At 53.5% G+C, this 26473-nt stretch carries 28 protein-coding genes, 1 pseudogene and 1 other annotated feature; of the genes and pseudogenes, 9 read left to right on the forward strand and 20 right to left on the reverse strand.

What is annotated here, in order from left to right:
* Positions 1-4: 4 nt before the first annotated feature.
* From pheT to fumD, 8 genes are all read right to left on the reverse strand, one after another.
* Positions 5-2392, reverse strand: coding sequence for a phenylalanine--tRNA ligase subunit beta (pheT, locus tag KW828_RS01175; protein WP_218334625.1), 2388 nt, complete (start codon positions 2390-2392; stop codon positions 5-7).
* Positions 2393-2406: 14 nt separating this feature from the next.
* Positions 2407-3390, reverse strand: a complete 984-nt coding sequence (pheS, locus tag KW828_RS01180) for a phenylalanine--tRNA ligase subunit alpha (RefSeq protein WP_218334626.1) — start codon at positions 3388-3390, stop codon at positions 2407-2409.
* Positions 3391-3453: 63 nt separating this feature from the next.
* Positions 3454-3576 (reverse strand) — a sequence feature (Phe leader region).
* On the reverse strand, positions 3527-3571 hold the full coding sequence (pheM, locus tag KW828_RS01185; protein ID WP_001386830.1) for a pheST operon leader peptide PheM: 45 nt from the start codon (positions 3569-3571) through the stop codon (positions 3527-3529). Its footprint overlaps the feature before it by 45 nt.
* Before the next feature lie 118 nt (positions 3577-3694).
* Positions 3695-4051, reverse strand: a complete 357-nt coding sequence (gene rplT, locus KW828_RS01190; RefSeq protein WP_088222026.1) for a 50S ribosomal protein L20 — start codon at positions 4049-4051, stop codon at positions 3695-3697.
* A 46-nt stretch (positions 4052-4097) separates the two neighbouring features.
* Complete coding sequence (gene rpmI / locus KW828_RS01195) at positions 4098-4295, reverse strand: 50S ribosomal protein L35 (protein WP_001124225.1); 198 nt, start codon at positions 4293-4295, stop codon at positions 4098-4100.
* A gap of 91 nt (positions 4296-4386) precedes the next feature.
* Positions 4387-4929, reverse strand: a complete 543-nt coding sequence (gene infC, locus KW828_RS01200; RefSeq protein ID WP_088222027.1) for a translation initiation factor IF-3 — start codon at positions 4927-4929, stop codon at positions 4387-4389.
* A gap of 3 nt (positions 4930-4932) precedes the next feature.
* Positions 4933-6861, reverse strand: a complete 1929-nt coding sequence (thrS, locus tag KW828_RS01205; RefSeq protein WP_218334627.1) for a threonine--tRNA ligase — start codon at positions 6859-6861, stop codon at positions 4933-4935.
* Positions 6862-7074: 213 nt separating this feature from the next.
* Entirely contained in the window at positions 7075-7290 is a 216-nt protein-coding gene (gene fumD / locus KW828_RS01210) for a fumarate hydratase FumD (protein ID WP_218334628.1), read from the reverse strand.
* A gap of 303 nt (positions 7291-7593) precedes the next feature.
* On the opposite strand from fumD, the gene KW828_RS01215 reads away from it, so the two are divergent.
* The gene (locus KW828_RS01215; RefSeq protein WP_218334629.1) at positions 7594-9045 is read left to right on the forward strand and encodes a flagellin; all 1452 of its coding nucleotides are present in this window, start codon (positions 7594-7596) and stop codon (positions 9043-9045) included.
* Positions 9046-9129: 84 nt separating this feature from the next.
* Here the strand turns inward: KW828_RS01215 and KW828_RS01220 are convergent, their stop codons facing one another.
* Positions 9130-9363 (reverse strand): hypothetical protein, encoded by a 234-nt coding sequence (locus KW828_RS01220; RefSeq protein WP_218335341.1) that lies wholly within the window; start codon positions 9361-9363, stop codon positions 9130-9132.
* Between the two features lie 273 nt (positions 9364-9636).
* On the reverse strand, positions 9637-10395 hold the full coding sequence (locus KW828_RS01225) for a YdiY family protein (protein ID WP_218334630.1): 759 nt from the start codon (positions 10393-10395) through the stop codon (positions 9637-9639).
* Between the two features lie 292 nt (positions 10396-10687).
* Here KW828_RS01225 and pfkB point away from each other — a divergent pair, with 292 nt between their 5' ends.
* The 3 genes from pfkB to KW828_RS01240 all read left to right on the forward strand — a co-directional run bounded on the left by pfkB (position 10688) and on the right by KW828_RS01240 (position 13001).
* Positions 10688-11620: a 6-phosphofructokinase II gene (gene pfkB, locus KW828_RS01230; protein WP_218335342.1), complete on the forward strand. Its 933-nt coding sequence runs from the start codon at positions 10688-10690 to the stop codon at positions 11618-11620.
* A 112-nt stretch (positions 11621-11732) separates the two neighbouring features.
* Positions 11733-12035 (forward strand): type V toxin-antitoxin system endoribonuclease antitoxin GhoS, encoded by a 303-nt coding sequence (ghoS, locus tag KW828_RS01235; protein WP_218335343.1) that lies wholly within the window; start codon positions 11733-11735, stop codon positions 12033-12035.
* A 105-nt stretch (positions 12036-12140) separates the two neighbouring features.
* The gene (locus KW828_RS01240; RefSeq protein WP_218334631.1) at positions 12141-13001 is read left to right on the forward strand and encodes a fructosamine kinase family protein; all 861 of its coding nucleotides are present in this window, start codon (positions 12141-12143) and stop codon (positions 12999-13001) included.
* A 56-nt stretch (positions 13002-13057) separates the two neighbouring features.
* Here KW828_RS01240 and KW828_RS01245 read toward each other — a convergent pair whose 3' ends face one another.
* Positions 13058-13594: a YniB family protein gene (locus tag KW828_RS01245; protein ID WP_218334632.1), complete on the reverse strand. Its 537-nt coding sequence runs from the start codon at positions 13592-13594 to the stop codon at positions 13058-13060.
* A gap of 137 nt (positions 13595-13731) precedes the next feature.
* On the opposite strand from KW828_RS01245, the gene hxpB reads away from it, so the two are divergent.
* The 4 genes from hxpB to KW828_RS01265 all read left to right on the forward strand — a co-directional run bounded on the left by hxpB (position 13732) and on the right by KW828_RS01265 (position 17523).
* On the forward strand, positions 13732-14400 hold the full coding sequence (gene hxpB, locus KW828_RS01250) for a hexitol phosphatase HxpB (protein WP_218334633.1): 669 nt from the start codon (positions 13732-13734) through the stop codon (positions 14398-14400).
* A 149-nt stretch (positions 14401-14549) separates the two neighbouring features.
* Complete coding sequence (gene kduD, locus KW828_RS01255; protein WP_218334634.1) at positions 14550-15311, forward strand: 2-dehydro-3-deoxy-D-gluconate 5-dehydrogenase KduD; 762 nt, start codon at positions 14550-14552, stop codon at positions 15309-15311.
* 95 nt (positions 15312-15406) lie between these two features.
* Entirely contained in the window at positions 15407-15997 is a 591-nt protein-coding gene (locus KW828_RS01260; RefSeq protein ID WP_218334635.1) for a metal-dependent hydrolase, read from the forward strand.
* A gap of 134 nt (positions 15998-16131) precedes the next feature.
* Positions 16132-17523, forward strand: a complete 1392-nt coding sequence (locus KW828_RS01265) for an L-cystine transporter (RefSeq protein WP_218334636.1) — start codon at positions 16132-16134, stop codon at positions 17521-17523.
* Positions 17524-17582: 59 nt separating this feature from the next.
* Here the strand turns inward: KW828_RS01265 and cedA are convergent, their stop codons facing one another.
* Positions 17583-17936, reverse strand: a complete 354-nt coding sequence (gene cedA / locus KW828_RS01270; RefSeq protein WP_218335344.1) for a cell division activator CedA — start codon at positions 17934-17936, stop codon at positions 17583-17585.
* 120 nt (positions 17937-18056) lie between these two features.
* On the opposite strand from cedA, the gene katE reads away from it, so the two are divergent.
* On the forward strand, positions 18057-20315 hold the full coding sequence (gene katE, locus KW828_RS01275) for a catalase HPII (protein WP_218334637.1): 2259 nt from the start codon (positions 18057-18059) through the stop codon (positions 20313-20315).
* 138 nt (positions 20316-20453) lie between these two features.
* Here the strand turns inward: katE and chbG are convergent, their stop codons facing one another.
* From chbG to osmE, 8 genes and pseudogenes are all read right to left on the reverse strand, one after another.
* Positions 20454-21215, reverse strand: coding sequence for a chitin disaccharide deacetylase (gene chbG / locus KW828_RS01280; RefSeq protein WP_218334638.1), 762 nt, complete (start codon positions 21213-21215; stop codon positions 20454-20456).
* Positions 21216-21218: 3 nt separating this feature from the next.
* On the reverse strand, positions 21219-22571 hold the full coding sequence (locus KW828_RS01285; RefSeq protein WP_218334639.1) for a 6-phospho-beta-glucosidase: 1353 nt from the start codon (positions 22569-22571) through the stop codon (positions 21219-21221).
* A gap of 44 nt (positions 22572-22615) precedes the next feature.
* Positions 22616-23455, reverse strand: coding sequence for a transcriptional regulator ChbR (gene chbR / locus KW828_RS01290; RefSeq protein WP_218334640.1), 840 nt, complete (start codon positions 23453-23455; stop codon positions 22616-22618).
* A gap of 15 nt (positions 23456-23470) precedes the next feature.
* Complete coding sequence (gene chbA, locus KW828_RS01295; protein ID WP_218334641.1) at positions 23471-23818, reverse strand: PTS N,N'-diacetylchitobiose transporter subunit IIA; 348 nt, start codon at positions 23816-23818, stop codon at positions 23471-23473.
* A 54-nt stretch (positions 23819-23872) separates the two neighbouring features.
* Positions 23873-25231, reverse strand: coding sequence for a PTS N,N'-diacetylchitobiose transporter subunit IIC (chbC, locus tag KW828_RS01300; RefSeq protein WP_218334642.1), 1359 nt, complete (start codon positions 25229-25231; stop codon positions 23873-23875).
* Between the two features lie 10 nt (positions 25232-25241).
* Positions 25242-25304, reverse strand: a pseudogene (locus KW828_RS21820) (hypothetical protein); the annotation flags it as partial.
* A 6-nt stretch (positions 25305-25310) separates the two neighbouring features.
* Positions 25311-25628: a PTS sugar transporter subunit IIB gene (locus tag KW828_RS01305; RefSeq protein ID WP_218334643.1), complete on the reverse strand. Its 318-nt coding sequence runs from the start codon at positions 25626-25628 to the stop codon at positions 25311-25313.
* Positions 25629-25920: 292 nt separating this feature from the next.
* Positions 25921-26262: an osmotically-inducible lipoprotein OsmE gene (osmE, locus tag KW828_RS01310; RefSeq protein ID WP_218334644.1), complete on the reverse strand. Its 342-nt coding sequence runs from the start codon at positions 26260-26262 to the stop codon at positions 25921-25923.
* Positions 26263-26473: the final 211 nt, after the last annotated feature.

Consider the following 26473-nt stretch of genomic DNA (forward strand, 5'->3'; position numbering starts at 1 on the left):
AGGTTCAATCCCTCAATGATGCCTGGAATCGCTCTTTTAATGCCTCTACGCATCTGGCAACGGTAGTGGCAATATCCTCTTCTTCGAGTGTACGGCTGTTATCCTGAAGGATCAGGCTGATAGCGAGGCTCTTATAGCCCTCCGCCACACCCTTGCCGCGGTACACGTCAAATAAGTTTACGCCAACTACCTGATTTACGCCAACTTTCTTACATTCAGCCAAAACATCTGCTGCGGGTACATTTTCAGCGACCACAACAGCGATGTCGCGGCGGTTTGCCGGGAAGCGGGAAATCTCCTGCGCCTGAGGCACCACGCGGTCTGCGACCTTGTTCCACTCCAGTTCAAACACGATGGTACGACCATTGAGATCCAGCTTGCGCTCCAGCTCAGGATGCACAACACCAATGAAACCAACGCGTTCGCCTTTCAGATAAATCGCGGCGGATTGGCCCGGATGCAGCGCCGGATTTGCCTCGGCTTTGAACTGAATGTTGTTCAGTTGGCCGGTCAGATCGAGCACAGATTCCAGATCGCCTTTCAAATCATAGAAATCAACGCTCTCTTTTGCCAGATTCCAGTGCTCATCGTGACGGTTGCCACAGATTACGCCTGCCAGCATCACATCCTGACGAATACCCAGGTTTGCCGAGGTATCAGGGACAAAACGCAGACCGGATTCAAAAATGCGGACGCGGTTCTGCTGACGGTTCTGGTTGTAGACCACCGTGGCCAGCAAGCCTGTCCACAGGGACAGACGCATCGCTGACATTTCGCTGGAGATCGGGCTTGGCAGGATCAGCGCTTCCTCACCAGGATGCACCAGCTGCTGCACTTTCGGATCCACGAAGCTATAGGTGATAACTTCCTGATAGCCTTTGTCGATGAGCAGGGTTTTCACGCGCTTCAGCGACAGGTCCGCTTCGCGATGCTGACCCATGATCAGGCCAGCCTGCACCGGCTCGTCCGGAATATTGTTGTAGCCGTAGATACGTGCCACTTCTTCAACCAGATCTTCCTCGATGGCGATGTCGAAGCGCCAGCTCGGGGCAACGGCCTGCCACTGGCCCTGACCTTCGGTCACCTCACAACCCAGCCGGCGCAGAATGTCGCTCACCTGCGCATCGGCAATATGATGACCAATCAGGCGATCCAGCTTGCTGCGGCGCAGGGTGATGGTCGCCGGTTTTGGCAATGCCGCGTCGTGGGTCACGTCGATCACCGGGCCAGCGTTACCGCCGCAGATGTCGATCAGCAGACGAGTCGCACGTTCCATAGCTTTGAACTGCAACGCCGGATCCACGCCACGCTCGTAGCGATGGGACGCATCGGTGTGCAGGCCATGACGGCGCGCGCGACCAGTGATGGAGAGCGGACTGAAGAAGGCGCATTCCAGCAGCACATCCTGCGTTTGATCATTCACGCCGGAGTGCTCGCCGCCGAAGATACCGGCCATCGCCAGCGCTTTGCTGTGGTCAGCAATAACCAGCGTGTCAGCGCTGAGCTTCGCTTCGTTGCCGTCCAGCAGCACGAGGGTTTCGCCCTCTTTTGCCATGCGCACCACGATGCCGCCGTCAATACGGTTCAGATCGAAGGCGTGCATCGGCTGACCCAGTTCCAGCAGCACATAGTTGGTGACATCAACCACGGCATCGATAGAACGAATACCACAACGGCGCAGTTTCTCTTTCATCCACAGCGGCGTAGGCGCGCTGACGTTGATACCTTTTACCACACGGCCCAGATAACGCGGGCAGGCGTCAGCCGCTTCCACAGTAATCGGCAGCGTATCATTTACGGTCGCCGTAACCGGTGCGATTTCTGGCTCTACCAGCGGTGCCTGATTCAGCACCGCTACGTCGCGGGCGACACCGATAATACCGAGGCAATCGGCGCGGTTTGGCGTTACGCTGATTTCGATGGTGTTATCGTCAAGCTTCAGGTAGTCGCGCAGGTCGGTGCCAATCGGCGCATCGGCAGGCAGCTCGATGATGCCGTTATGATCGTCGGAAATGCCCAGTTCAGAGAAGGAGCAAAGCATGCCTTCAGAGGGTTCGCCGCGCAGTTTGGCTGCTTTAATTTTGAAATCACCCGGCAGCACAGCACCGACCGTCGCAACAGCAACTTTCAGACCCTGACGGCAGTTTGGCGCGCCACAGACAATATCCAGCAGGCGATCGCCGCCGACGTTCACTTTCGTCACGCGCAGTTTGTCGGCATTCGGGTGCTGACCGCACTCCATTACTTCGCCCACAACCACACCGGTAAAGCGGCCTGCGACCGGTTCAACGCCGTCAACTTCCAGACCTGCCATGGTGATTTGACCGGACAACGCTTCGCTGTCAATTGCCGGATTCACCCATTCGCGTAACCACAGTTCACTGAATTTCATTGTTTTGTCCTGCCTTATTTAAACTGTTTGAGGAAACGCAGATCGTTTTCGAAGAATGCGCGTAAATCGGTCACGCCATAGCGCAGCATGGTCAGACGCTCCATGCCCATACCGAACGCAAAGCCGGAATAAATTTCCGGATCGATGCCGACATTGCGCAGCACGTTCGGGTGCACCATGCCGCAGCCCAGCACTTCCAGCCATTTGCCGTTTTTACCCATCACATCCACTTCCGCAGAAGGTTCGGTGAACGGGAAATAGGACGGACGGAAACGGATCTGCAGATCCTCTTCAAAGAAATTACGCAGGAAGTCGTGAAGCGTGCCTTTCAGATTGGTGAAGCTGATGTTGGTGTCAACGATCAGGCCTTCCATCTGGTGGAACATCGGGGTGTGCGTCTGGTCGTAATCGTTACGGTAAACGCGGCCTGGCGCGATAATGCGGATGGGCGGCTGCTGGTTGGCCATGGTGCGGATCTGCACGCCAGAAGTCTGCGTACGCAGCAGGCGAGTCGCATCAAACCAGAAGGTGTCGTGATCGGCACGCGCCGGGTGATGGCCAGGAATATTCAGTGCATCAAAGTTATGGTAATCGTCTTCGATTTCCGGTCCGGTCGCTACGGTAAAACCAAGCTCACCGAAGAAACTTTCGATGCGATCGATAGTGCGTGTTACCGGGTGCAGACCACCGTTTTCAATGCGACGGCCCGGCAGGGAAACGTCGATGGTTTCAGCGGCCAGACGGGCGTTGAGCGCCTCGTTTTCCAGGTCGGCTTTACGGGCATTCAGCGCCTGCTGAACCTGCTCTTTAGCTTCGTTGATCACCGCACCTGCTGCCGGACGCTCTTCAGGTGGCAACTCACGCAGCGTGGTCATCTGAAGGGTCAGTTGCCCTTTTTTACCCAGATATTCGACACGCACATTATCTAATGCGGCAACATCTGAAGCCTCGTTAATGGCTGCCCTGGCGCTGGCAACCAGCTCTGCGAGATGTGACATGGTTTTCCTCATTATGTCGGTGCAGACACCGTTATGGTGGTCTCTTATTTTTAAAAATCAGGCATAAAAAAAGCCTCCATCGGGAGGCTTTCTGGCGCTGTTTTTCGTTTCTTCTTTCACGCGCTAGCCTCCTGATTCAGGTGCTAAAGTAAAAAAAGAAGCGGAAAATAGCAGCATTCATGCTTGCGTTACCTTGTGTGGAAAAACCGATAATGCCTATTGAAAAGGCCGGGCGACAAATTGTCAACAAAATGACGGTATTACAAATAAAAAAGAGGGAGCTAAGCCCCCTCTCTTCACTGGCTTATGCCAGAGCTGCTTTCGCTTTTTCGACCAGGGCAGCGAATGCCACTTTGTCGAATACAGCGATGTCAGCCAGAATCTTACGGTCGATTTCAACAGAGGCTTTTTTCAGGCCGTTGATGAACTTGCTGTAAGAAATACCGTTCTGACGTGCTGCTGCGTTAATACGCGCAATCCACAGTTGACGGAACTGACGCTTTTTCTGACGACGGTCACGATAAGCGTACTGACCTGCTTTGATAACAGCCTGGAAGGCAACGCGGTAAACGCGTGAACGCGCACCGTAGTAACCTTTAGCTTGTTTCAAAATTTTCTTGTGACGTGCACGTGCAACTACACCACGTTTTACGCGAGCCATATGTGCTCTCCTGTATCTATTCTTAAAAAGTTAAAAGGTTAACGACTTATGCGTACGGAAGGCACGCGATTACCAGACCCAGATCGCCTTTAGAAACCATGGCTTTCGGGCGCAGGTGACGTTTACGCTTAGTAGCTTTTTTGGTCAGAATATGACGCAGGTTAGCGTGCTTGTGCTTAAAACCACCTTTACCGGTTTTTTTGAAGCGCTTAGCAGCACCGCGTACGGTCTTAATTTTTGGCATTTTAATAACTTCCACTTCGCATTGTTAATAAACGAAACAAAGGCGAATCAATCCCGTGAGCATGGCCCACAGGAATGATTACTTGATGGCCTTACTGTTTCTTCTTAGGAGCAAGCACCATGATCATCTGGCGGCCTTCGATCTTCGATGGGAAGGATTCGACCACTGCCAGTTCACTCAGATCTTCACGGACGCGATTAAGCACTTCCATACCAATCTGCTGGTGAGCCATCTCACGACCGCGGAAACGCAGTGTGATCTTAGCTTTATCACCCTCTTCCAGAAAGCGAACCAGGCTGCGGAGTTTTACCTGGTAGTCGCCATCGTCGGTACCAGGTCGGAATTTGATTTCCTTAACCTGGATAACTTTTTGCTTCTTCTTCTGTTCCTTAGAAGATTTGCTTTTTTCATAGAGGAACTTGCCGTAATCCATTATACGACAAACGGGCGGCTCGGCGTTAGGGCTAATTTCTACTAAATCGACCCCGGCTTCATCAGCTTTTTCCTGAGCTTCTCTCAAATTCACAATACCAAGCGGTTCGCCTTCCAGACCTGTTAAGCGAACTTCTGTGGCGCGAATCTCGCCATTGATGCGATTCGGTCGCGCCGTTTGAACTCGTTTTCCGCCTTTAATACTTTATTCCTCCAGTTGTTGAAGACTGCGGCTGCGAATCTCTTGTTGCAGCTTCTCGATAACTTCATTTACGTCCAGGCTACCCAGGTCTTTACCTCGACGGGTACGCACGGCTACTTTGCCGGCTTCAACCTCTTTGTCACCACAAACCAGCATATAAGGGACACGACGTAAAGTGTGCTCACGGATTTTAAAGCCAATCTTCTCGTTTCTCAAGTCTGCTTTTACGCGAATGCCGGCATTTTGCAGTTTGCGTGTCAATTCGTTGACATATTCAGCCTGAGAATCAGTGATATTCATAACAACTACCTGCACCGGCGCAAGCCAGGTTGGGAAGAAGCCCGCAAATTCTTCGGTCAGGATGCCGATAAAGCGCTCCAGTGAACCGAGGATCGCGCGGTGAATCATCACCGGAACTTGTCGCTCGTTATTTTCGCCAACATAAGAGGCGCTCAGACGAGACGGCAAGGAGAAGTCCAGCTGTACAGTACCGCACTGCCATGCACGATCGAGGCAGTCATACAGTGTAAATTCAATTTTCGGACCGTAGAACGCGCCTTCACCCAGTTGATATTCAAACGGGATGTTGTTCTCTTCCAGCGCGACTGCCAGATCCGCCTCAGCACGATCCCACATCTCGTCGCTACCAATACGTTTTTCCGGACGAGTTGAGAGTTTGACAACGATTTTCTCGAAGCCAAAAGTGCTGTACATATCGTAGACCAAACGAATACAGGCGTTCACTTCATCACGCACCTGCTCTTCTGTACAGAAGATATGGGCGTCATCCTGAGTGAAGCCACGTACACGCATCAGCCCATGCAACGCGCCTGATGGCTCGTTACGGTGACAGCTGCCAAATTCTGCCATACGCAGTGGCAGGTCACGGTAAGATTTTAGACCCTGATTGAAGATCTGCACATGTCCTGGGCAGTTCATCGGTTTTATGCAATATTCACGGTTCTCTGAAGAGGTCGTAAACATGGCATCTTTATAGTTGTCCCAGTGGCCGGTTTTTTCCCACAGCACACGGTCCATCATAAACGGGCCTTTCACTTCCTGATACTGGTACTCTTTCAGTTTAGAACGTACAAACGTTTCGAGTTCACGGAAAATAGTCCAGCCATCGTTGTGCCAGAATACCATACCTGGCGCTTCTTCCTGCATATGATACAGGTCGAGCTGCTTACCGATTTTGCGGTGATCGCGTTTTGCGGCTTCTTCCAGACGCTGCAAATAAGCGTTCAGCGCTTTTTTATCTGCCCACGCAGTACCGTAGATACGCTGCAACATCTTATTGTTGCTGTCGCCACGCCAGTACGCGCCTGCGGTTTTCATCAGTTTGAAGTGATGGCAGAAACGCATGTTCGGCACGTGCGGACCACGGCACATGTCGACGTATTCCTGATGATGGTACAAGCCAGGCTTGTCATCATGGGCGATATTTTCATCAAGAATGGAAACTTTGTAGCTCTCGCCGCGGGAAACAAAGGTTTCACGCGCTTCATGCCAACTGACCTTTTTCTTAATGACATCGTAGTTGGTTTCGGCGAGCTCATGCATACGTTTTTCAAGCGCGTCAAGGTCTTCCTGCGTCAGGGTATGGTCAAGGTCAATATCATAATAGAAACCATTGTCGATAACCGGACCGATCGCCATTTTGGTATGCGGCCACAGTTGCTTGATGGCATGACCCAACAGGTGCGCACAGGAGTGACGAATAATTTCCAGACCATCTTCATCTTTTGCGGTGATGATAGCCAACTGCGCATCGGTTTCTATGAGATCGGTTGCATCGACCAGCTCGCCATTAACACGCCCTGCGATACACGCTTTCGCGAGACCAGGACCGATATCCAGTGCGACATCTAATGGGCTTACTGCTTTATCGAAGTGACGTTGACTGCCGTCAGGAAGGGTAATAACTGGCATTTTATATCCTTATTTGCAGTGGTGACCCACACGAAAGATCACATACAAAACTATTTTCTAATAATTATCAGCAGCTAAGATAAGGTTTTCCGCTTCACTCTGCGGAATGTGTGCGCCTGATTTGCTACGCACCCTTACCCTCTGCGGATAAGCTCACCCCTGATAGTACACGTCTAAGCCGTTGGTTAAAAGGCTCTTCGGGGGAAATCCGGGTCAGGCCGTGTTAGACAGCGCTTTGATAACCGCTTCCATGGCGACTTTGGTGAGTTCAGTTCGCGCGATGCGCTGATTCGCCAGTGAGGTACGCAGCACGCCAGCAATAACGATGTGCTTGGGCTCCTGGCCCAGATCGCGCATCTCCAGCACGACTTTACCTACCACCCGGCACATCTCCTGGTATAACTCATCATCTTTCGCCTGATTCCCCACATTCACCCCTGTTATTGCTGTTTATGATCGGCTGTAGCTCATCGAAAAACCGCGGTGCCGTCAAGCAAAGACTTTTTTTGGCGTGAGGTTTAGCGCGATTCATTCATATCACTAATGTAAATATGCATTTTACAATCGCCTGTCCGAGTTCCCATAAGTGCATGGTAAGTCGATATATTCGTCTTTATTACCACCCTGGCACCCTGTATTTACGGCCAACCGCCGATGATTTGCATTAAAGTCAGCGTGGATTTTGCCGATGATCTGGTTATCCATGGCCACGAGAATCGTTAAGAAAAGCAAATGCAAGCACTCAACTATAACGCGATTGCCGGTCTGAATCTGGTGGCGAGACAAAACACCACGTCGCTACTTTCGCAGTCCATTTCCAGGCTGTCGTCAGGATTACGGATCAATTCAGCAATGGATGATGCAGCCGGGCTTGCGATTACCAACAGAATGCGTTCGAACATTAATGCCGACACGGTGATTTCCCGTGGACTGGATGATGCGACAAGTCTCGCTCAAACGGCGGACGGCAGCCTGAGTTCAGTGGCTACGTTGTTGATCCGCGCCAAAAGTCTGGCGATCCAGTCCGTCAACGACACGTTATCGGAAAGCGATAGAGCGAGCATTAAGCATGAATACGCCAGTATTCTCGCCGGGATTAGCGATCTTTCCGAGCAAACGGAAATCTTTGGCAAATATCCGCTGGCAACTGCCACTCCGGAACTGCCCCCTGCCCTGATTGGCGATATTGCGCCGATCAGTGGCAAGTTTCCGGTTGCTGGTAGCAATTACACCTTCAGTTCTGGCGTGGTGCCTTTGGCCTATTTACCGGCAGGCTCCACGAATATCACCTTAACTATCGACTCGCTAGGCCTCGACGACGACATCCAGCTATTTACTCGTGACGGTAAACACCTGGCGGGCACACCTTTTTCCGGGCCTGATCCCGATTATACCTGGGTCAGTCGCGGGATCACCGATGCGGCAAAAGCCGGCAGCAAACTCCTGACGGCGGCGAATGGTTTTCAGAACGGTGCGACGTATGACGACAGCCAGCTCATTGAAGGTGGCGTAGCCTGGAGCCTGAATGGCAGCGAGACGTTAAATTATAACGGTATGACCATAACCTATAGCGGCGATGGCGATCGTTATGAAGATCGCGGTATCGGTGCCTATAACGACGGGGCCAATGGCAGTAATCGTCTTGAACGCCTGACTATTGATAATGTCAGTGAAGATTTGATCGTGGTGATTGTCGGTAGCGGTTCTTTTACCAGTAATTTGACATGGGGTGCGCTGCCCACACCAACCATTACGCCCGCCACACCGCCGAAAAAGAGCGGTCCAATGGAGGTCATTACCAGCGCTAATTTTGGTGACGATATACAGGCGATGACCCTAACCGCTACGCCTGCCGACACCAAAACATTGGGCATTGACGACACCAGCCTACTGACCGTGGCGTCATCCCGTTCTGCAATGGGCGCACTGGACAGTGCACTGGAAAAAGTGAGTCGTTATCGCGCACAGTATGGCGCCTGGATGAATCGCTTTGATTCCGCAAAATCGGTGTTGTCACAGCAAACGCTATCCACGCAAACCGCTCAGAGCCGGATCATGGATGCAGATTACGCGCTGGAAACCAGTAAACAAATTAAAGCGCAGATTTTACAAGAGAGTCAGAACGCCGTGCTGAAAATTGCCAATCAGCTGCCTGACAATTTACTGACATTATTACGCGCATAAAAAAACCGGCACTAAATATTCCGGTTTTTTAAATAATAGTAAGATAATGCTTACTACTGATTAATAACCTCGGGTTAGTGTGGATTAATACCACTCCCCGGCCACCAGCGTTTCGACATTAAATGCGTCATCGGCGGAACGACCCGTAGATTGTGCACCCGGCTGAATATTGGAACCCGCTTCGATGTCTTTAGCATGGAAAGAGGCATTAGGTTTACTGGTGTCACTGGCAGACGTATAAGCAGTGTCAGCGGCGAATACGCTGAAGGAGAGTGCGGAAAGCACCGCTGCTGCTGCGATAGTTTTAAATGTTTTCATCATGTTTATTCTCTTTTTAGCTTAATACCGTGTGTCTTGTTGGGAATTAATTACCCATGGCAGTAAGTTTAGATCTGGATCACACTTTTTGATAGTCGAAATATTTATCAAATCTTGTCAAATAAATTGAACATGTGTCCGGGCAGGCAATTATGGAGAAATCATGAAGGAACACTATTTTTAATTAGCTAAAACATTGTACTGTTATTTTATAAGCACTAATTACACATGACACACAGATAAAGTGGGCCGAAAAATTCGGCCCAAAATCAATTACATCTTATAACCCAGCGACACAACAGTGCGGCGATCGGTATGCTTCGGCGCGGATTCTGGTGGCTCAGAGTTCCAGGTTACGTTATACGCCACCTTCAAACCAAAGTGCTCATTGATCGATACGTTCAGCGCCGTTTCCGAGTTTAGCGTCGTATCTTCGGCACCAAACACTGACACCCCCTGAGTGAACTTAGTGGTATCTGTCATCTGCCAGGCGTAAGTCCCTGACGCATAACCCAGCGGCTGTGTTTCGTTATCGCCATCGGTGTACTCGTCATAACGCACGCCCGGACCAAATTCAAAACGCAGGCTGTGCACCGGGCCATTCAGGAACTGGCGTCCATAACCTGCCGTCGCGATATCACGCTGACGATACCCGTTGTAACGGTCGGTCAACCAGCTGGCCTGACCAAACAGGTAATCGGCATCGTTCACGTTATAGCGTGAACGACCACCAACAGCATATTTCTCAGAAGAACGCTCATCATTAGAAGAGGTGTTGCTGGCGTTGCCCCACAGCGACCAGGCGGTAGTATTTCCGTACCAGGTCAACGTGGAATCAGCGGTCAGCGAGGAACTCTTGGTGTTACCTGACTGGGCCAGGTAACCAGCATTCAGATTACCTTCAAACGGTTTCTGTGCAGTGGAGGGATCATCCATGACAGTAAAAACGGTATCATCTGCGGCAGCATTCAGGGACGCAAGCACGCCTCCCGCAAGCATAACAACTGCGGGTACTGTCTTTAAAAGCTTCATTTATAAAGAGTCCGTACAACAAAAAAAGAGACCATCACGGTCCCGGAAACTTACATCAGGATCAACGATCAACAATCCTGAGAAAGGTAACAAATTATAAAAAGGCTCAATTAACATAGCAATGAATTCTTATTTCATTTTTTGAATAAGAGAGCTCTCAAAGCATCATTAAATGTATATCAAAGTGAGGACGATCAAATTCAACTTCATAATATAAATCATACGTTTATTTACGTTGCTATCTGGCGCAACGGTGCCATGCTTAAAAGATCCACGCTAAAAGGAGGTAATGATGGCTCGCATCTATACATTAACACTTGCCCCGTCGTTGGACAGCGCAACACTGACGCCGCAAATTTATCCCGAAGGTAAACTCCGGTGTACCGCGCCGGTATTTGAACCTGGCGGCGGCGGCATTAACGTCGCCCGCGCCATTACATTTCTTGGCGGCCAGGCTACGGCCATCTTTCCGGCGGGCGGGGCAACCGGTGAGCATTTAACCGCCCTGCTCGCTGACGAAAACGTTCCAACCCAGTGCATTCAGACCCAGGACTGGACCCGTCAAAACCTGCACGTCCATGTAGAAGCCAGCGGCGAACAGTATCGTTTTGTGATGCCCGGCGCGGCACTTGATGCCAATGAATTCCGCCAGCTCGAAGAAAAGGTGCTGGCCATTGAAAGCGGTGCGCTACTGGTGCTGAGTGGCAGTCTGCCGCCCGGCGTGCAGCTGGAGGCCTGGGTGCAGCTCATCAGCGCCGCGCAGCAGAAGGGTATCCGCTGCATTGTTGACAGCTCCGGTGATGCCCTGACCGCCGCGCTGGAAATCGGTAATCTCGAACTGGTGAAGCCAAACCAGAAAGAGCTAAGCGCACTGGTTAATCGCCCGCTCACGCAGCCGGATGATGTGCGTAAGGCCGCGCAAGAGCTGGTGAACAGCGGCAAAGTACGTCGCGTAGTAGTTTCGCTCGGCCCGCAGGGTGCACTGGGCGTTGACGGCAGTGAATGCGTGCATGTCGTGCCGCCGCCGATGAAAAGCCAGAGTACCGTCGGTGCTGGTGACAGCATGGTGGGTGCTATGACGCTGAAGCTGGCAGAAGGCGCTTCCCTGACCGAAATGGTGCGTTTTGGCGTGGCCGCAGGCAGCGCGGCGACGATCAATCAGGGCACCCGTCTGTGCGCGCTGGAAGATACGCAAAAAATTTACGACTATCTCAACCGTCATTAACTCTCGTCTTCCCCCGTCGGTTCAGGCGGGGGAAATCATACTCGCCGGTGGTCGCCAAATTTCCCATGTCGACTATGCTAAAAAAACTTTCAGGATAACAATGAGGTGAATGATGAGTACTGGTGACATCACCCGCTACGTAGTAACCGTCAAATTTCACGAAGACAGCCTGAGTGAAATTAACGAGCTGAACAACGAGTTTACCCGCGCCGGTTTTTTACTGACTCTCACGGATGATGATGGCAAAGTGCATGAACTGGGCACCAATACCTTTGGTCTGGTCAGCACGCTGGATGAAGAGGAAGTGAAAGCGCAAGCTGCCGCGCTGGCAGAAAGCGCGATGGATAGAGAGCCGGAGATCAGCGTGTCTCACTGGGATAAATGGCTTACGGAGCAACAGCAAAAAGCACAATAAGTGCCATTGCACACAGCAGGCGGCTCAGGTGTGCGTGAGTTCTTATTTTGTCCCGCATTAGTGCGCTAACCTTATGATCTGACAGATAACATGGGGAGAGACATCATGTGGCAAGCGATAAGTCGTCTGTTGAGTGAACCCTTTGGCGAAGGGGAAATCGAGTTCCGGCGCGAACTGCCCGGTGGTGAGATCCACGCCGCCTGGCATCTGCGCTACGCCGGGCGCGATTTTTTTGTTAAATGCGATAACCGCGAGTTATTACCCATCTTTACGGCGGAAGCCGACCAGCTTGAACTGCTTTCACGAAGTCAGACCGTCAGCGTCCCCCATGTCTGGGCTGTGGGTGCTGATCGCGATTACTGTTTTCTGGTGATGGATTATCTCCCCGCTCGTCCCCTTGATGCGCATAATGCGTTTTTATTAGGCCAGCAGCTTGCCCGTCTCCATCTGTGGAGCGATCAGCCGCAGTTCGGACTGGATTTTGATAACGACCTCTCCACCACGCCGCAGCCGAACGCCTGGCAGCGTCGCTGGTCGACGTTTTTTGCCGAGCAGCGGATCGGCTGGCAGCTGGAGCTGGCCGCTGAAAAGGGGCTGGAGTTCGGCAATATCGACGCTATTGTGGATCACGTAAAGCAGCGACTGGCGTCACATCAGCCGCAAGCGGCCCTGCTGCATGGCGATCTGTGGTCTGATAACTGCGCGCTGGGGCCGGACGGGCCTTATATTTACGATCCCGCCTGCTACTGGGGCGATCGTGAGTGCGATCTGGCGATGCTGCCGCTACACCCGGATCAGCCGCCGCAGATCTACGATGGGTACCAGTCCGTTTCGCCACTTCCCGCCGGATTCCTCGATCGCCAGCCGCTGTACCAGCTTTATACCCTGCTCAACCGTGCGATTTTATTTGGCGGGCCGCATCTGGCGACGGCGCAAAAAGCACTGGAGCGCGTGCTTGCGGCATGAGGTGTTAACGTAAGTGCCGGGTAAGCGTCAGCGCCACCCGGCCATGCCAGCAAGCGTTAAAGAAAACCGAGCAGTGAAAAGAACAGATAGCCGAGAACAATAATAATGACCGGCAGGATATAGAGGGTAAATATCTGGCGGAAAATGGAGTGATTCGGCACCACAATGCGCGCTTCGATTTGCGCCCGGTTAAGGCCTTCCTCGCCTTTGGCATTCTCCAGAATCGCCATGTCTTCGACGTTTTCCCGCAGAAAGCGCGCCTGTCGACTCATACGCGCGCCGGACGCCTGCAACGCCAGGCCAACAAAAATCAGCGCATAAATGATCCAAAAACCGATATTCAGCTGCTGATGGAAGTCCGGCAGCGGTGAGTTGTACCAGAAGAAATTCAGGAACGGCGTATTAAAACGCATCATCTCGATCATCACATGGGCGAAATCCTGCATCACTGCGCTGATGCCAGGCTGCTTTTCGCTGTGCTCGTACATAAACTTCAGCACGGAAATCAATGTTGAAATAAAGGCCGGGATGAAAATAACCCAACCCATCACGCGTTTGAGCACGGCAATGCGTCCAGCTTGTTGATACGTCATGTATTCCCCTTGTTAAAGACGTTCCATTTGCGCCTAAGTTTACCCTGTCATATTCATTTTCGCCTGTTCTTTAGAGGCGGTATGATGAGGAGTAAGCCATAATCCCCTGACACCCGCCCCAATAAGGAGAGGTATTAATGTCTACCCCGCGTCAAATTCTTGCTGCAATTTTCGATATGGATGGATTACTCATCGACTCAGAACCGCTCTGGGATCGTGCTGAACTGGAGGTCATGGCAAGTCTGGGCGTGGATATTACTCGCCGCAATGAACTGCCCGATACGCTCGGTCTGCGCATTGATATGGTGGTGGATCTTTGGTACGCCCAGCAGCCGTGGAGCGGCCCGGATCGTCATGAGGTCACGCAGCGTATTATTTCCCGCGCCGTGGCGCTGGTGGAAGAAGAACGCCCGTTGCTACCGGGGGTGCGTGAAGCGCTGGCGCTCTGTAAGGCGCAAGGACTGAAAGTGGGTCTGGCGTCGGCCTCGCCGCTGCATATGCTGGAAAAAGTGCTCGCCCTCTTTGAGCTGACCGACAGCTTTGATGCCCTCGCCTCCGCCGGTACGCTGGCGTACAGCAAACCGCATCCGCAGGTCTATCTGGATTGCGCCGCGAAGCTGGGCGTCGATCCGCTCACGTGCGTGGCGCTTGAAGACTCGGTCAACGGCATGATTGCGTCGAAGGCCGCGCGTATGCGCTCAATTGTCGTACCGGAAGAAGAAAATCAGCAGGATCCGCGTTATGCGCTTGCCGATGTGAAGCTGACCTCACTGGCTGAGCTGACCGTCTCGCACCTGCGCGGTTAAACGTATTGCGGGTAGCAGACGCCGTTCTGTTACCCGCGTCAATTATATTGAAACATCATTTCACTTTAATTTGTTTTTCAGATCCCTTCCTTCTATGCTCATCACAATCAGGCGCGTCTGCCTGCGTCATCAGCACAATTGAGGTGAATATGATACGGGAAGCTTTCAGTTTACGCGGTAAAGTTGCCATCGTGACCGGCTGTGACACAGGGCTGGGACAAGGTATGAGCCTTGGGCTTGCGGAGGCAGGCTGCGACATTGTCGGTATCAATCGCAAATACCCGCACGATACCGAACAAAAGGTCATCGCGCTCGGGCGACGTTTTACGGCGATCCAGGCCGACCTTAGCCAGCAATCCTCCTACGACACGCTGGTGCAGGAGGCCGTCAGCCGCATGGGGCGCGTTGATATTCTGATCAATAACGCGGGCACTATTCGTCGGGCGGATGCGCTGGAATTTAGCGAACAGGACTGGGATGACGTCCTTAACCTTAACCTGAAAGCCACCTTCTTTCTCTGCCAGGCGGTAGCAAGACAATTTATTGCCCAGGGCGGCGGCGGAAAAATCATTAATATTGCCTCCATGCTCTCTTTTCAGGGCGGCATTCGCGTCCCCTCCTATACCGCCTCAAAGAGTGGTGTGCTCGGCCTCACCCGCCTGCTGGCAAACGAATGGGCCACGCACGGAATTAACGTCAATGCCATCGCGCCGGGTTATATGGCGACGAACAATACGCAGCAATTACGGGAAGATGCGCAGCGCAATGACGAGATCCTCAGCCGCATCCCCGCCGCCCGCTGGGGGACACCTGACGATCTGAAAGGCCCGGCAGTTTTTCTCGCCTCCAGCGCTGCGGATTATGTCAACGGCTACACGCTGGCAGTGGACGGCGGCTGGCTGGCGCGTTAAGTCGCGTTTTGAGATAAACAGTTACACCGTCACCTCTTCCGCCTACTGTATAAAAACCCTATACTGTATACTTCGACAGTTTAGTGAGTGCAATCATGACGGCGGAAGGCCACCTTCTTTTTTCGATAGCCTGCGCGGTGTTTGCCAAAAACGCCGAGCTGACGCCTGTGCTTGCGCAGGGGGACTGGTGGCATATTGTCCCGTCGGCCATTCTCACCTGTCTGCTGCCGGATATTGACCACCCGAAATCATTCCTCGGCCAGCGTCTGAAATGGATCTCCAAACCCATTGCCCGGGCCTTCGGGCATCGCGGCTTTACGCACAGTCTGCTGGCGGTGTTTATTGCCCTGACGCTGTTTATGCTGAAAGTACCCGACAGCTGGCTGGTGCCCGCCGATGCCTTACAGGGGCTGGTGCTCGGCTATCTGAGTCATATCCTCGCCGATATGCTGACCCCTGCGGGCGTGCCGTTGCTGTGGCCCTGCCGCTGGCGGTTCCGCCTGCCGATCCTGATGCCGCAAAAAGGCAATCAACTGGAGCGCGTGCTCTGCATGGCGCTGTTCACCTGGGCGGTATTTATGCCGCAAACCATGACCGAAAACAGTGCCGTGCGCTGGTCATCCCAGATGATCAACACCCTGCAAATGGAATACAATCGCTTAATCCATGAACAGTTCGGTCAATAATCCGGCAATAAAGGGCATTTGAATATAATCCATTCCATTTGGATATAAGCGTCACATCACACTTCTGCTACTCTTCCGCCAACAAGTAAGGCGTTCTGCCGCCTGTCATAAAAAATCAGCTCAGGAGATTGGGGATGAATTTTCCATTAATCGCGAACATCGTGGTGTTCGTGGCTTTGCTGTTCCTGCTGGCGCAAACCCGCCACAAACAGTGGAGCCTCGCGAAAAAAGTACTGGTCGGTCTGGTGATCGGCGTGGTGTTTGGCTTTGCGCTGCAGGCCATTTACGGGTCCGATAACCCGGTACTGAAAGACTCTGTTCAGTGGTTCAACATTGTCGGCAACGGCTACGTTCAACTGCTGCAGATGATCGTCATGCCGCTGGTCTTTGCTTCTATTCTCAGTGCCGTGGCGCGTCTGCACAACGCCTCGCAGCTGGGTAAAATCAGCTTCCTGACCATCGGCACCCTGCTGTTTACCACGCTGATTTCAGCGCTGGTGGGCGTGCTGGTCACCAACCTGTTTGGTCTGACCGCCGAAGGCCTGGTCCAGGGCACTGCGGAAAGTGCGCGCCTCGCGGCTATCCAGACGAACTATGCCGGTAAAGTGGCGGATCTGACCGTGCCGCAGCTGCTGCTGTCGTTCGTGCCGAAAAATCCGTTTGCCGATCTGACCGGTGCCAGCCCGACCTCAATCATCAGCGTGGTGATCTTTGCCGCTTTCCTCGGTGTGGCTGCGCTGAAACTGCTGAAAGATGATGCGCCGAAAGGCCAGCGCGTGCTGACCGCCATCGATACCCTGCAAAGCTGGGTCATGAAGCTGGTGCGTCTGGTGATGCAGTTGACGCCGTACGGCGTGCTGGCGCTGATGACCAAAGTGGTGGCGGGTTCCAACCTGCAGGACATCATCAAGCTCGGCAGCTTCGTTGTGGCCTCTTACCTGGGACTGGCGATCATGTTCGTGGTGCACGGCATCCTGCTGGGCGCAAACGGCATCAGCCCGCTGAAATATTTCCGTAAAGTGTGGCCGGTGCTGACCTTTGCCTTCACCAGCCGCTCCAGCGCCGCGTCGATTCCGCTGAACGTGGAAGCGCAAACCCGTCGCCTGGGCGTGCCGGAATCCATTGCCAGCTTCGCCGCCTCGTTTGGTGCCACTATTGGTCAGAACGGCTGCGCAGGTCTGTATCCGGCAATGCTGGCGGTAATGGTTGCGCCGACGGTGGGGATTAACCCGCTGGATCCGGTGTGGATCGCCACCCTGGTGGGTATTGTGACCCTCAGCTCGGCGGGTGTGGCCGGTGTGGGTGGCGGTGCAACCTTCGCTGCGCTGATCGTGCTGCCTGCGATGGGGCTGCCGGTCACGCTGGTTGCGCTGCTGATCTCCGTTGAGCCGCTGATCGACATGGGTCGTACGGCGCTGAACGTCAGCGGATCAATGACCGCCGGTACGCTGACCAGCCAGTGGCTGAAGCAGACCGACAAAACTATTCTGGACAGTGACGACAACGCCGAACTGGCGCATCGTTAAGCTCTGATCGCCCGGCGGCAACGTAGTCTGCCGGGCGTGCTCTTCCCGCCCGGACGCTTTCAATCCTGCTCCACTTCCCCTTCCTGTCGCATCTGTTCAGCCCAGCGCTGGGCGGCGGCCGGCTCGCTGAAGACCGGTGAACGACAAAAACGCTCAGCGATCAGCACAAAAGCAACGTATTTCCCGCGGCGCAGCAGCCAGACATCGCGAAAACCATCGACCTTAGAGGCATGGTCAGGCGGGGCAGGCTCGACGCGTGGCACATAGCTGATAACTCGACGATTTTGTTGACGCAATGATTTCATAAGCCAGGATTCACTAAGTACAAATTCCACAAACAGGCAATTCCCATCATAGCCGAAACTGCCCCTGCTCGTCGCGCCTCGCCTTTTTTCCGCCGCCGCCCGGCTCATTTTTGTCAGTAACACGCTACGGTGAAAAGTCGTGTGCTGTTCTATAGTTAGAGTGAATTTGACGTAAAAACGGCCAGTTTCAATGCCATGACCCCGCAGCGAAAACAGGAGATTTGTTCAATGTCGCACTCTGATAGTCACCCCAAAAATCATCATGCCCCGGTCCACGATGACCGCGCCGCCCGCCCAGGCCTGGACTCTCTGGCCCCGGAAGATAATTCCCATCAGGCGGATCCCGTACCTACGCCGCCCGGCGCGCAACCTACCGCCCCTGGCAGCCTGAAAGCACCGGATACCTCTAACGAAAAACTCAAGGCGCTTGAAAGCTTCCGTAAGGGCGGCGAGAATTTTCCGCTGACCACCAACCAGGGCGTGCGCATTGCCAATGACCAGAATTCCCTGCGTGCCGGTCAGCGCGGTCCGACGCTGCTGGAAGATTTTATCCTGCGCGAGAAGATCACCCACTTTGACCATGAGCGCATTCCCGAGCGTATCGTCCACGCCCGTGGCTCTGCGGCGCACGGCTATTTTCAGCCCTATCGCGCATTGAGCGACATTACCAAAGCCAGCTTCCTTGCCGATCCCGATAAAATTACCCCGGTCTTTGTCCGCTTCTCTACCGTACAGGGCGGCGCAGGATCGGCAGACACCGTGCGCGACATCCGCGGCTTTGCCACCAAGTTTTATACCGACGAGGGGATTTTCGATCTGGTCGGCAATAACACGCCGGTGTTTTTTATTCAGGACGCGCATAAATTCCCGGACTTTGTGCATGCGGTAAAACCCGAACCGCACTGGGCGATCCCGCAGGGGCAAAGCGCCCACGATACCTTCTGGGATTATGTGTCGCTGCAACCGGAAACTCTGCACAACGTGATGTGGGCGATGTCGGATCGCGGTATTCCGCGCAGCTACCGCACCATGGAAGGCTTCGGGATCCATACCTTCCGGATGATTAACGCGGAAGGCAAAGCGACCTTTGTGCGCTTCCACTGGAAACCGCTGGCGGGTAAAGCCTCGATGGTGTGGGACGAAGCGCAAAAGTTGACCGGCCGCGATCCGGATTTCCATCGCCGCGAGCTGTGGGAAGCCATCGAAGCCGGGGATTTCCCGGAATACGAACTGGGACTCCAGTTGATTGCGGAAGAAGATGAGTTCAAATTTGATTTTGACCTGCTCGATCCTACTAAGCTGATCCCGGAGGAGCTGGTGCCGGTACAGCGCGTCGGCAAAATGGTGCTTAACCGTAACCCGGATAATTTCTTCAGCGAAAACGAACAGGTGGCGTTCCATCCTGGACACATTGTGCCGGGGCTTGATTTCACCAATGATCCCCTGTTACAAGGGCGACTGTTCTCCTACACCGACACGCAGATCAGCCGTCTCGGTGGGCCAAACTTCCACGAAATCCCGATTAACCGCCCGACCTGCCCGTATCACAATTTCCAGCGCGATGGCATGCACCGCATGGACATCGACACCAATCCGGCGAACTACGAGCCAAACTCGATTAACGACAACTGGCCGCGTGAAACGCCGCCTGCGCCGCAGCGCGGGGGATTTGAGTCGCATCAGGAGCGCGTCGAAGGTCATAAAATTCGCGAGCGCAGCCCCTCCTTTGGCGAATATTACGCGCATCCGCGCCTATTCTGGCAGAGCCAGACGCCGTTTGAGCAGCAGCATATTATCGACGCCTTCAGCTTTGAGCTGGGCAAAGTGGCGCGTGCTTATATCCGCGAGCGGGTAGTAGACCAGCTGGCGCATATCGACATCACCCTGGCGCAGGCGGTCGCACACCATCTCGGCATCACGCTGACCGACGATCAACGCAATATTGCGCCGCCGCAGGATGTCAGCGGCCTGAAAAAAGATCCGTCTCTTAGCCTGTATGCCATTCCAGATGGCACGCTGAAAGGCCGCGTGGTGGCGGTGCTGCTGAATGACACCGTCTCCGCCAGCCAGCTGTATACCCTGTTGCAGGGCTTAAAGGCGAAAGGCGTGCACGCGAAGCTGCTCTATTCGCGCATGGGCGAAGTGACGGCCGACGATGGTTCGCAGGTGCCGATCGCCGCCACCTTTGCTGGTTCACCGTCGCTGACCGTAGATGGCGTCCTGGTGCCCGGCGGAAATCCAGCCAGTCTGCTGGATAATGGCGATGCCAGTTATTATCTGCTGGAAGCCTATAAACACCTGAAGCCGATTGCGCTGGCCGGCGATGCGCGGGCGTTTAAAGCAGTGCTGAAAGTGGATGCGCAGGGTGAGGAAGGCATTACAGAAGGTGACAGTGTCACGCAAGCATGGATGGATGATTTCCTGCTGCAACTGGCGGGGCACCGCGTCTGGGCGCGATCAAGTAAAATCAGCAAGATCCCGGCGTAGTTGAAAGAAGATGCCGGGTGGCGCTGACGCTTACCCGGCCTGCGATACCGGACCTGAGGGCGCTGGCGCTTACCCGACCTGATTCGCTTCGTAACGTACTGTAGGCCCGGCAAGCAACGCGCCGCCGGGCATCACCTGTTATGGCAAATCCCACCACGAGCCCAGCCGATACCCCCGCTCCGCTATCGCATCTTTCAGCGAGGGCGAGGTCAGCACCTCCAGCTCTTTCAGCCGTGGCCAGCAATAACTGCTGGCAAGCAGCGTATTATCAATAAACGCCGGATGGCTCATTATCTCCAGCGACTGTTCGCCACGGGCAGTGGACGCATCAAGCACCGACAGAAACAGCGCGTCAGAAATATCATTCCCGTAAAAGCCGCTGGAATAGCCGTCGCTGCTGCGCACCGCGCCGGGCGTCAGGTCATGCAGCTTCGCCACCTCGCGGTCGATGCGAAGCCCGACGCCCTTCTCAGCCGCAAAGGCCGCCACCCGCGGGAAAATCTGCGGCAGCATATGCACATGATGATGGCTGTCGATATGCGTCGGCTGGCATCCAAAACAGTCGACAAAGCGCTGATACTGACACGCCAGCTCCTGCTCAATCTCCGCCAGCGGCAATTCGCCCTGCTCCGCCAACTCCCACAGCCATTTCCCCAGCTCACCGTTGCGCGTCAGTCCCGGCATCGGGCTTAACGGCGTGCCAAGCGTCAGCACAAAGTGCATACCGACCGCAAGTTCAGGCAGCGAGCGGCTGAGCGCTGCCGCATGCTCCACCGCCGGCGCGTTCATCATCGCTGTGGTTGACGTCACCACGCCGTTGATACACGCCTCCGCAATGCCGTAGTTTTGCGCCCTGCACAGTCCAAAATCATCGGCATTGACGATCAATAACCGTTCCATAGGTCACCCCTTAGCGTTAAAACCGTCGATGGTTTTCGCGAAGCGCGGCAGCCATTTCTGGTGCGCCAGCAGCAGTTCACGGGCGAGGATTTCTGCGTCTTTGTCGGAGTGGATCAGCGGGCTTAAATTTAACGCCAGCAATACATCGTTAAACTCGCCGCTTAATGCCGCCTGGCTGGCCGCAATTTCGAAGCCTTTAATGGTATGGATCAAGCCCATAACCTTGTCATCGAAATGCGTCACGCGCGGGTGCGGCGTCGCGCCGTCACGCCCGAGGATGCAGGTCATCTCTACCGCCCAGTCCGCGGGGATGTTATCGATATGCCCGTGATGGGGCACGTTAACGTAATGCTCCGCCTGCTTGTCGTTGTAAATGGCGTTGATGACTTCGCAGGCCGCATCGGAATAGTACGCCCCGCCGCGCTGCTCCAGCTCTTTCGGCTTCACTGCCAGCGCCGGATCTTTATACAGCTCAAACAGCTGCCTCTCGACCTTCTGCACCACCTGCGCCCTCACGCCGCCTTTGTAGAATTCACCCATCTCGATGGCCAGCATCTCTTTTTGCTTGAAGTAGTACAGCAGATAGGAGCATGGCAGGAGATTGAGTGCGCGGATCAGCCCTTCGCTGAACGGCAGATCGAAAATGTTCTTCACCGAGTTCGCCGTCAGCCTGCCGGAGGCCACGCCGTCCAGCAGCTCCGCAAAGCGCGACTCGCCGTTAACCAGCACATCCTTGATGAACACCATATGATTGAGGCCGAACAGATCGATACCCAGCTCATCGTCATCGGTGAGGCTCAGCACATCGCGAATAAACATCTTCATGCCGATGGGGATGTTGCACACGCCGATAAAACGTTTAAAGCCGGTATGACGATACACCGCCTCCGTCACCATGCCTGCCGGATTGGTGAAGTTGATCACCCAGGCGTCGGGGCAGATCGCTTCCACATCGCGGATGATGTCAAAAATCACCGGAATGGTACGCAGCCCTTTAAACAGGCCGCCTGCGCCGTTGGTTTCCTGACCGAGATAGCCGTGGCTTAACGGAATACGCTCGTCCATTTCGCGCGCCTGCAACTGACCGACGCGCAACTGGGTAGTAACAAAACTCGCGCCCTGCAGTGCCGCACGGCGATCGAGGGTTTTGTGCAGCGTCATTGGCACACCGGCTTTCTGGATCATGCGCTGGCACAGATCAAAAATAATATTTAGCTTTTCCTGTCCGTCTTCTACATCCACCAGCCATAATTCGTCGATCGGCAGTTCGTGATAGCGTTTAATAAAACCATCAACCAGTTCCGGCGTATAGCTGCTGCCGCCACCAATGGTGACGACCTTCAGTTTTTTATTCATAACATCTCTCTCTGGCACTGCCCAATATGAATGGCGTGCATTAATCAGTTAATAACGGTGAGGTGTTTCCGGTAACTGCCTGGCGTAAAGGACGTTACTTTCTTGAACGTCTTAATAAATAAACCGGGACTGCTGTAACCGGACTCATAAGCAATATCAGTGACGGAGTAATTGGTGATTTCCAGCTGCTTCTTGGCAAAATTAATGCGGATCTCATTGATGATCTGCATCGGTGTTTTACTGTAATAGCGCTGGGTGGCGCGCGTTAAATACTCTTGCGTCTTACCGGATAATTTCACCATATTTTCCAGCGCATTTTCGCCAAATTGCATTTTGTCGTGCATCTCTTCCACGGTAGTTTTCAGCCACTGCGGAATATCCCCCTGCACCACCTCTTCCCGGTGATGACGAAGCCGGTTGACGATATAAAAGGTCACCACTTCGATAAACTCATTGAATTCGTTATCGCGAAAATTAAGCGAGGCGATCACCGATTCAATCCAGGTGAGAAAGGCACTTTTCACGTGATAGACCTGCGACGCGACAAAGCAGAACGGCAGCAGCGGCAAATAGTGCTCTTCAAAAAACTGCCTGCTGACGCCGACGTTGAGAATGCGCGTCGCGCCGAATTCATAGAAGCTTTGATGGTGCGATCCCATCGGGATAAACACAAAGTCGCCCCGCTCCAGCAGTACGCGTTTGCCGTTGATCTCCTGATAGTAGCGACCGGTCAGCACGATGGTGAATTCGTAATAGTCGTGCTGGTGCAGCCCGCTGATGCTCTCCACTTTGTTATAGATGAAGACGTGAAAATTCCGGCCATTGAACAGCTGCTGTTCCCGTGCGGTTTTGATTTCCATCGCGTTCACCTGTGGCTGCATCATGGGGTAGCTCCTCTTTTAGTGCACTTTCTCGTGCAGCTCAATCAATTCGGCAATCAGTTCGCGCGCCAGCATCGAGGTCATCAGGTGATCCTGCGCATGCACCAGCACCAGGCTGACCTTCATGCGCCCCTCACCCTGATCGTTCTCAATCAGCTGCGTCTGTACGCGATGGGCTTCGTTAAGCGCGGTGCGCGACTGCGCCATGGTTTGCTGCGCCGCCGCGAAATCACCCGCCTTGGCCTGCTTTAGCGCGGCATAAGCAAGGCTGCGCGCCTGACCCGAGTTAATGATAAGCCCCATCACCACTTCTTCAAGTTCATCCGCGGCAAGCTCGGTTTCAACAACATCATCCAGATTAAACATACGGTGTTCCTCATGTCAGTCCGGCGCAGGCAGACTTCGCCTGCGCCGTCAGGCTTAAAATTTTAGGGCGTTGGCAATATCTTCTTCGCTTTCTTCTTCATCAATGACCGCCTGCGCTTTGTTGGCCACCATCACGAATGGCAGGTAAATCAGGGTGGCGATGCCAAGGTTGAACAGGGCCAGCAACAGGGCCGCCACGCTGCCATTGGTGTTAAAGAAGGCCCCGAGTCCGGTTGGCATGGTCCAGGGCGCGATGTTGGTGACCGGCGGAATAATGCCCATGTAGTAGGCCGCCAGCATGATGCCCGTCAGCACTGGCTGCACCAGCACGAACGGGATAAACATCACCGGGTTCATGATAATCGGCAGACCGAACAGAATAGGTTCGTTGATCTGGAAAATACCGGACGGTAACGCCAGCTTACCCACCTGCCGGTAATCCGCCCGGCGGGAACCGATAAAGATAGCGATGATAAGCCCCAGCGTGGCACCCGAACCGCCCAGCAGCACGTAAGAATCCAGCATCGGTTTAGCCCAGACGTGGAAGGTTTTGCCCGCCGCCAATGCCGCGTCAACGGAACCGTACTGCTGGTAGATCGCCATGTTTTCCAGCGCCCAGGGCGTCATGACGCCGCTTTCCAGCGCCGTCAGCGCCAGCGAACCGTGCACACCGAAGAACCACAACAGCGAGTTGAAAATGACGTATACCCAGCCGACTACGCTGCCCATTGAAGAGAGCGGTTTCGACACGGAGTCGAGAATGACCTGATGAAAGTTAGTCCCCCAGGCGGTTAGCCCCCAGCCAATAATGCCCATCACCGAGAGGATCAAAAAGCCCGGGATCAGCGCGGAGAAGGAACGGGATACCGAAGCGGGAACGCTGTCCGGCAGGCGGATCACCCAGTTACGGCGCACCACAAAGGTAAACATCTCCGCGACCACAAGACCAATAATAATACCGGAAATAATATTCGCCCCGCCGAGCCAGTTCGCGCCAACGGCATAGGCTTCACCCACGCTGTAGGGGGTGACTGTCATAAACGCCGCGACGGATAATAATCCGGCCGCCAGCGGATCGACTTTTCGCTCTTCGGCCAGCGCCATCCCAATAAAAAATGGCGCCATCAGCGACATAATCCCTAAGGTACCGTTATAAACGTTGCCGCCGATGGCCTTAAAACCATTCAGGGTTTCAATGGTCGACGCATCTAAACGAATGCCTAATGAGTAAAAAAAGGATCCATCGCCAAAACTTAAAAATACGTTATTAATTAAGACGAACATCGCCCCTGCAAGGGTTAATGGCATTAAACGTATAAAGCCATTTTTAATGGCGTTGACGTGCGGTTGTTTTCCTATTCTGACAGCAACAGGGATCAGCATTTTCTCCAGCGAATCAATTGCCTTGCTCATAGAAAAGTCCTTAAAAGCCGCAATAAATTATTGCGGCAGAAGTAAGTGAAATAACTCTTTGACGGGAAAATAAATAAAATTAATTTGCTGCTTTCTTAATGGCCGCGACAGCCGTTTTCAGTACAGCCAGACCATCGACTTTGCCGTAGTGGAGTGAATCTATAACTTCGACAGGTTTATTGGGTAACAGACGTTGAATTTCAGCCAGCATATAGGCGATTTGCGGGCCTAACAGCACAACATCGGCCTGTGGACCTTTTTCACCGGCCAGGGTTTCTGGAAAGGCATCGATCACCACCGGTACTTCATACTTCTCTGCCTGTGCACGCATTTTGGACACCAGCAGCGAGGTGGACATGCCCGCTGAGCAAAACAGATAGATATGTTTCTTTTCCATCACAACCTTCCTTACGTTTCAACCGCAGCACGCAGGCCGTGCAGGCAACGTGTTTGCTGATGACTGGGATAACTCGTTAACCCTTGAGTTACTTTTGTTTCTGGTTGAAGAAAATATACAGCATCCCGCCTGCGGGCGATAATCCGTGACTAACCCTAATTGTCTCTCATTGACCTGGTATGATGATAGCCTTCACATATTCGGCGAATAATTCGCGACAAGAAATAAGATTTTCGGGCAAAAAGAAACCGGCACGATGGCCGGTGTCTTTATATTGCTCAGGCTTAAAAAATTAAGACTTCGGTGCCTGCGGGTCAGTATCGTATTCCGCACAAGTCTGGTAACCGGAGTTCAGCACATGACCGGTTTCGTCCAGCGCAACGAAGTAAGTTTCAGTTTTGCCATCACGTTGACCCAGGATATAGGTCTGGCAGGTGCCACGTGCGTGGATCATGCTCACTTCAGAAGAAGGCTTACCGGCAACCTGCATTACCTGTGCACGGCTCATGCCTTTCTTAACGTCTTTTACCACTGGCGTGGCAACCTGATCTTTGGTGCGATCGTAAGCAGTACACCCTGCCAGCATGGTCATTACGGCTGCGGTACCCAGAATTCCTGCGAGTTTCTTGTTCATATTCATCCTTCCTCTTGTTATCCGCTTGTGTATCAGCGCGTTAACTAAGCCTGGAATATAAAATAACTTTTTTCAACCTCATGAACGTATTGGCATAACTTTAAGAAAAATCTAATAAATCCGACAGAGGCAAACAAAACGTTGTTATTTGTGTCACCTGCGCCGTCGCGCCTTGTCGTTTGGGCCACAACGGGTTAATTTGAAAAGATTG

This window comes from Enterobacter sp. ENT03 (genome assembly GCF_019218745.1).
Taxonomy (GTDB): domain Bacteria; phylum Pseudomonadota; class Gammaproteobacteria; order Enterobacterales; family Enterobacteriaceae; genus Enterobacter_D.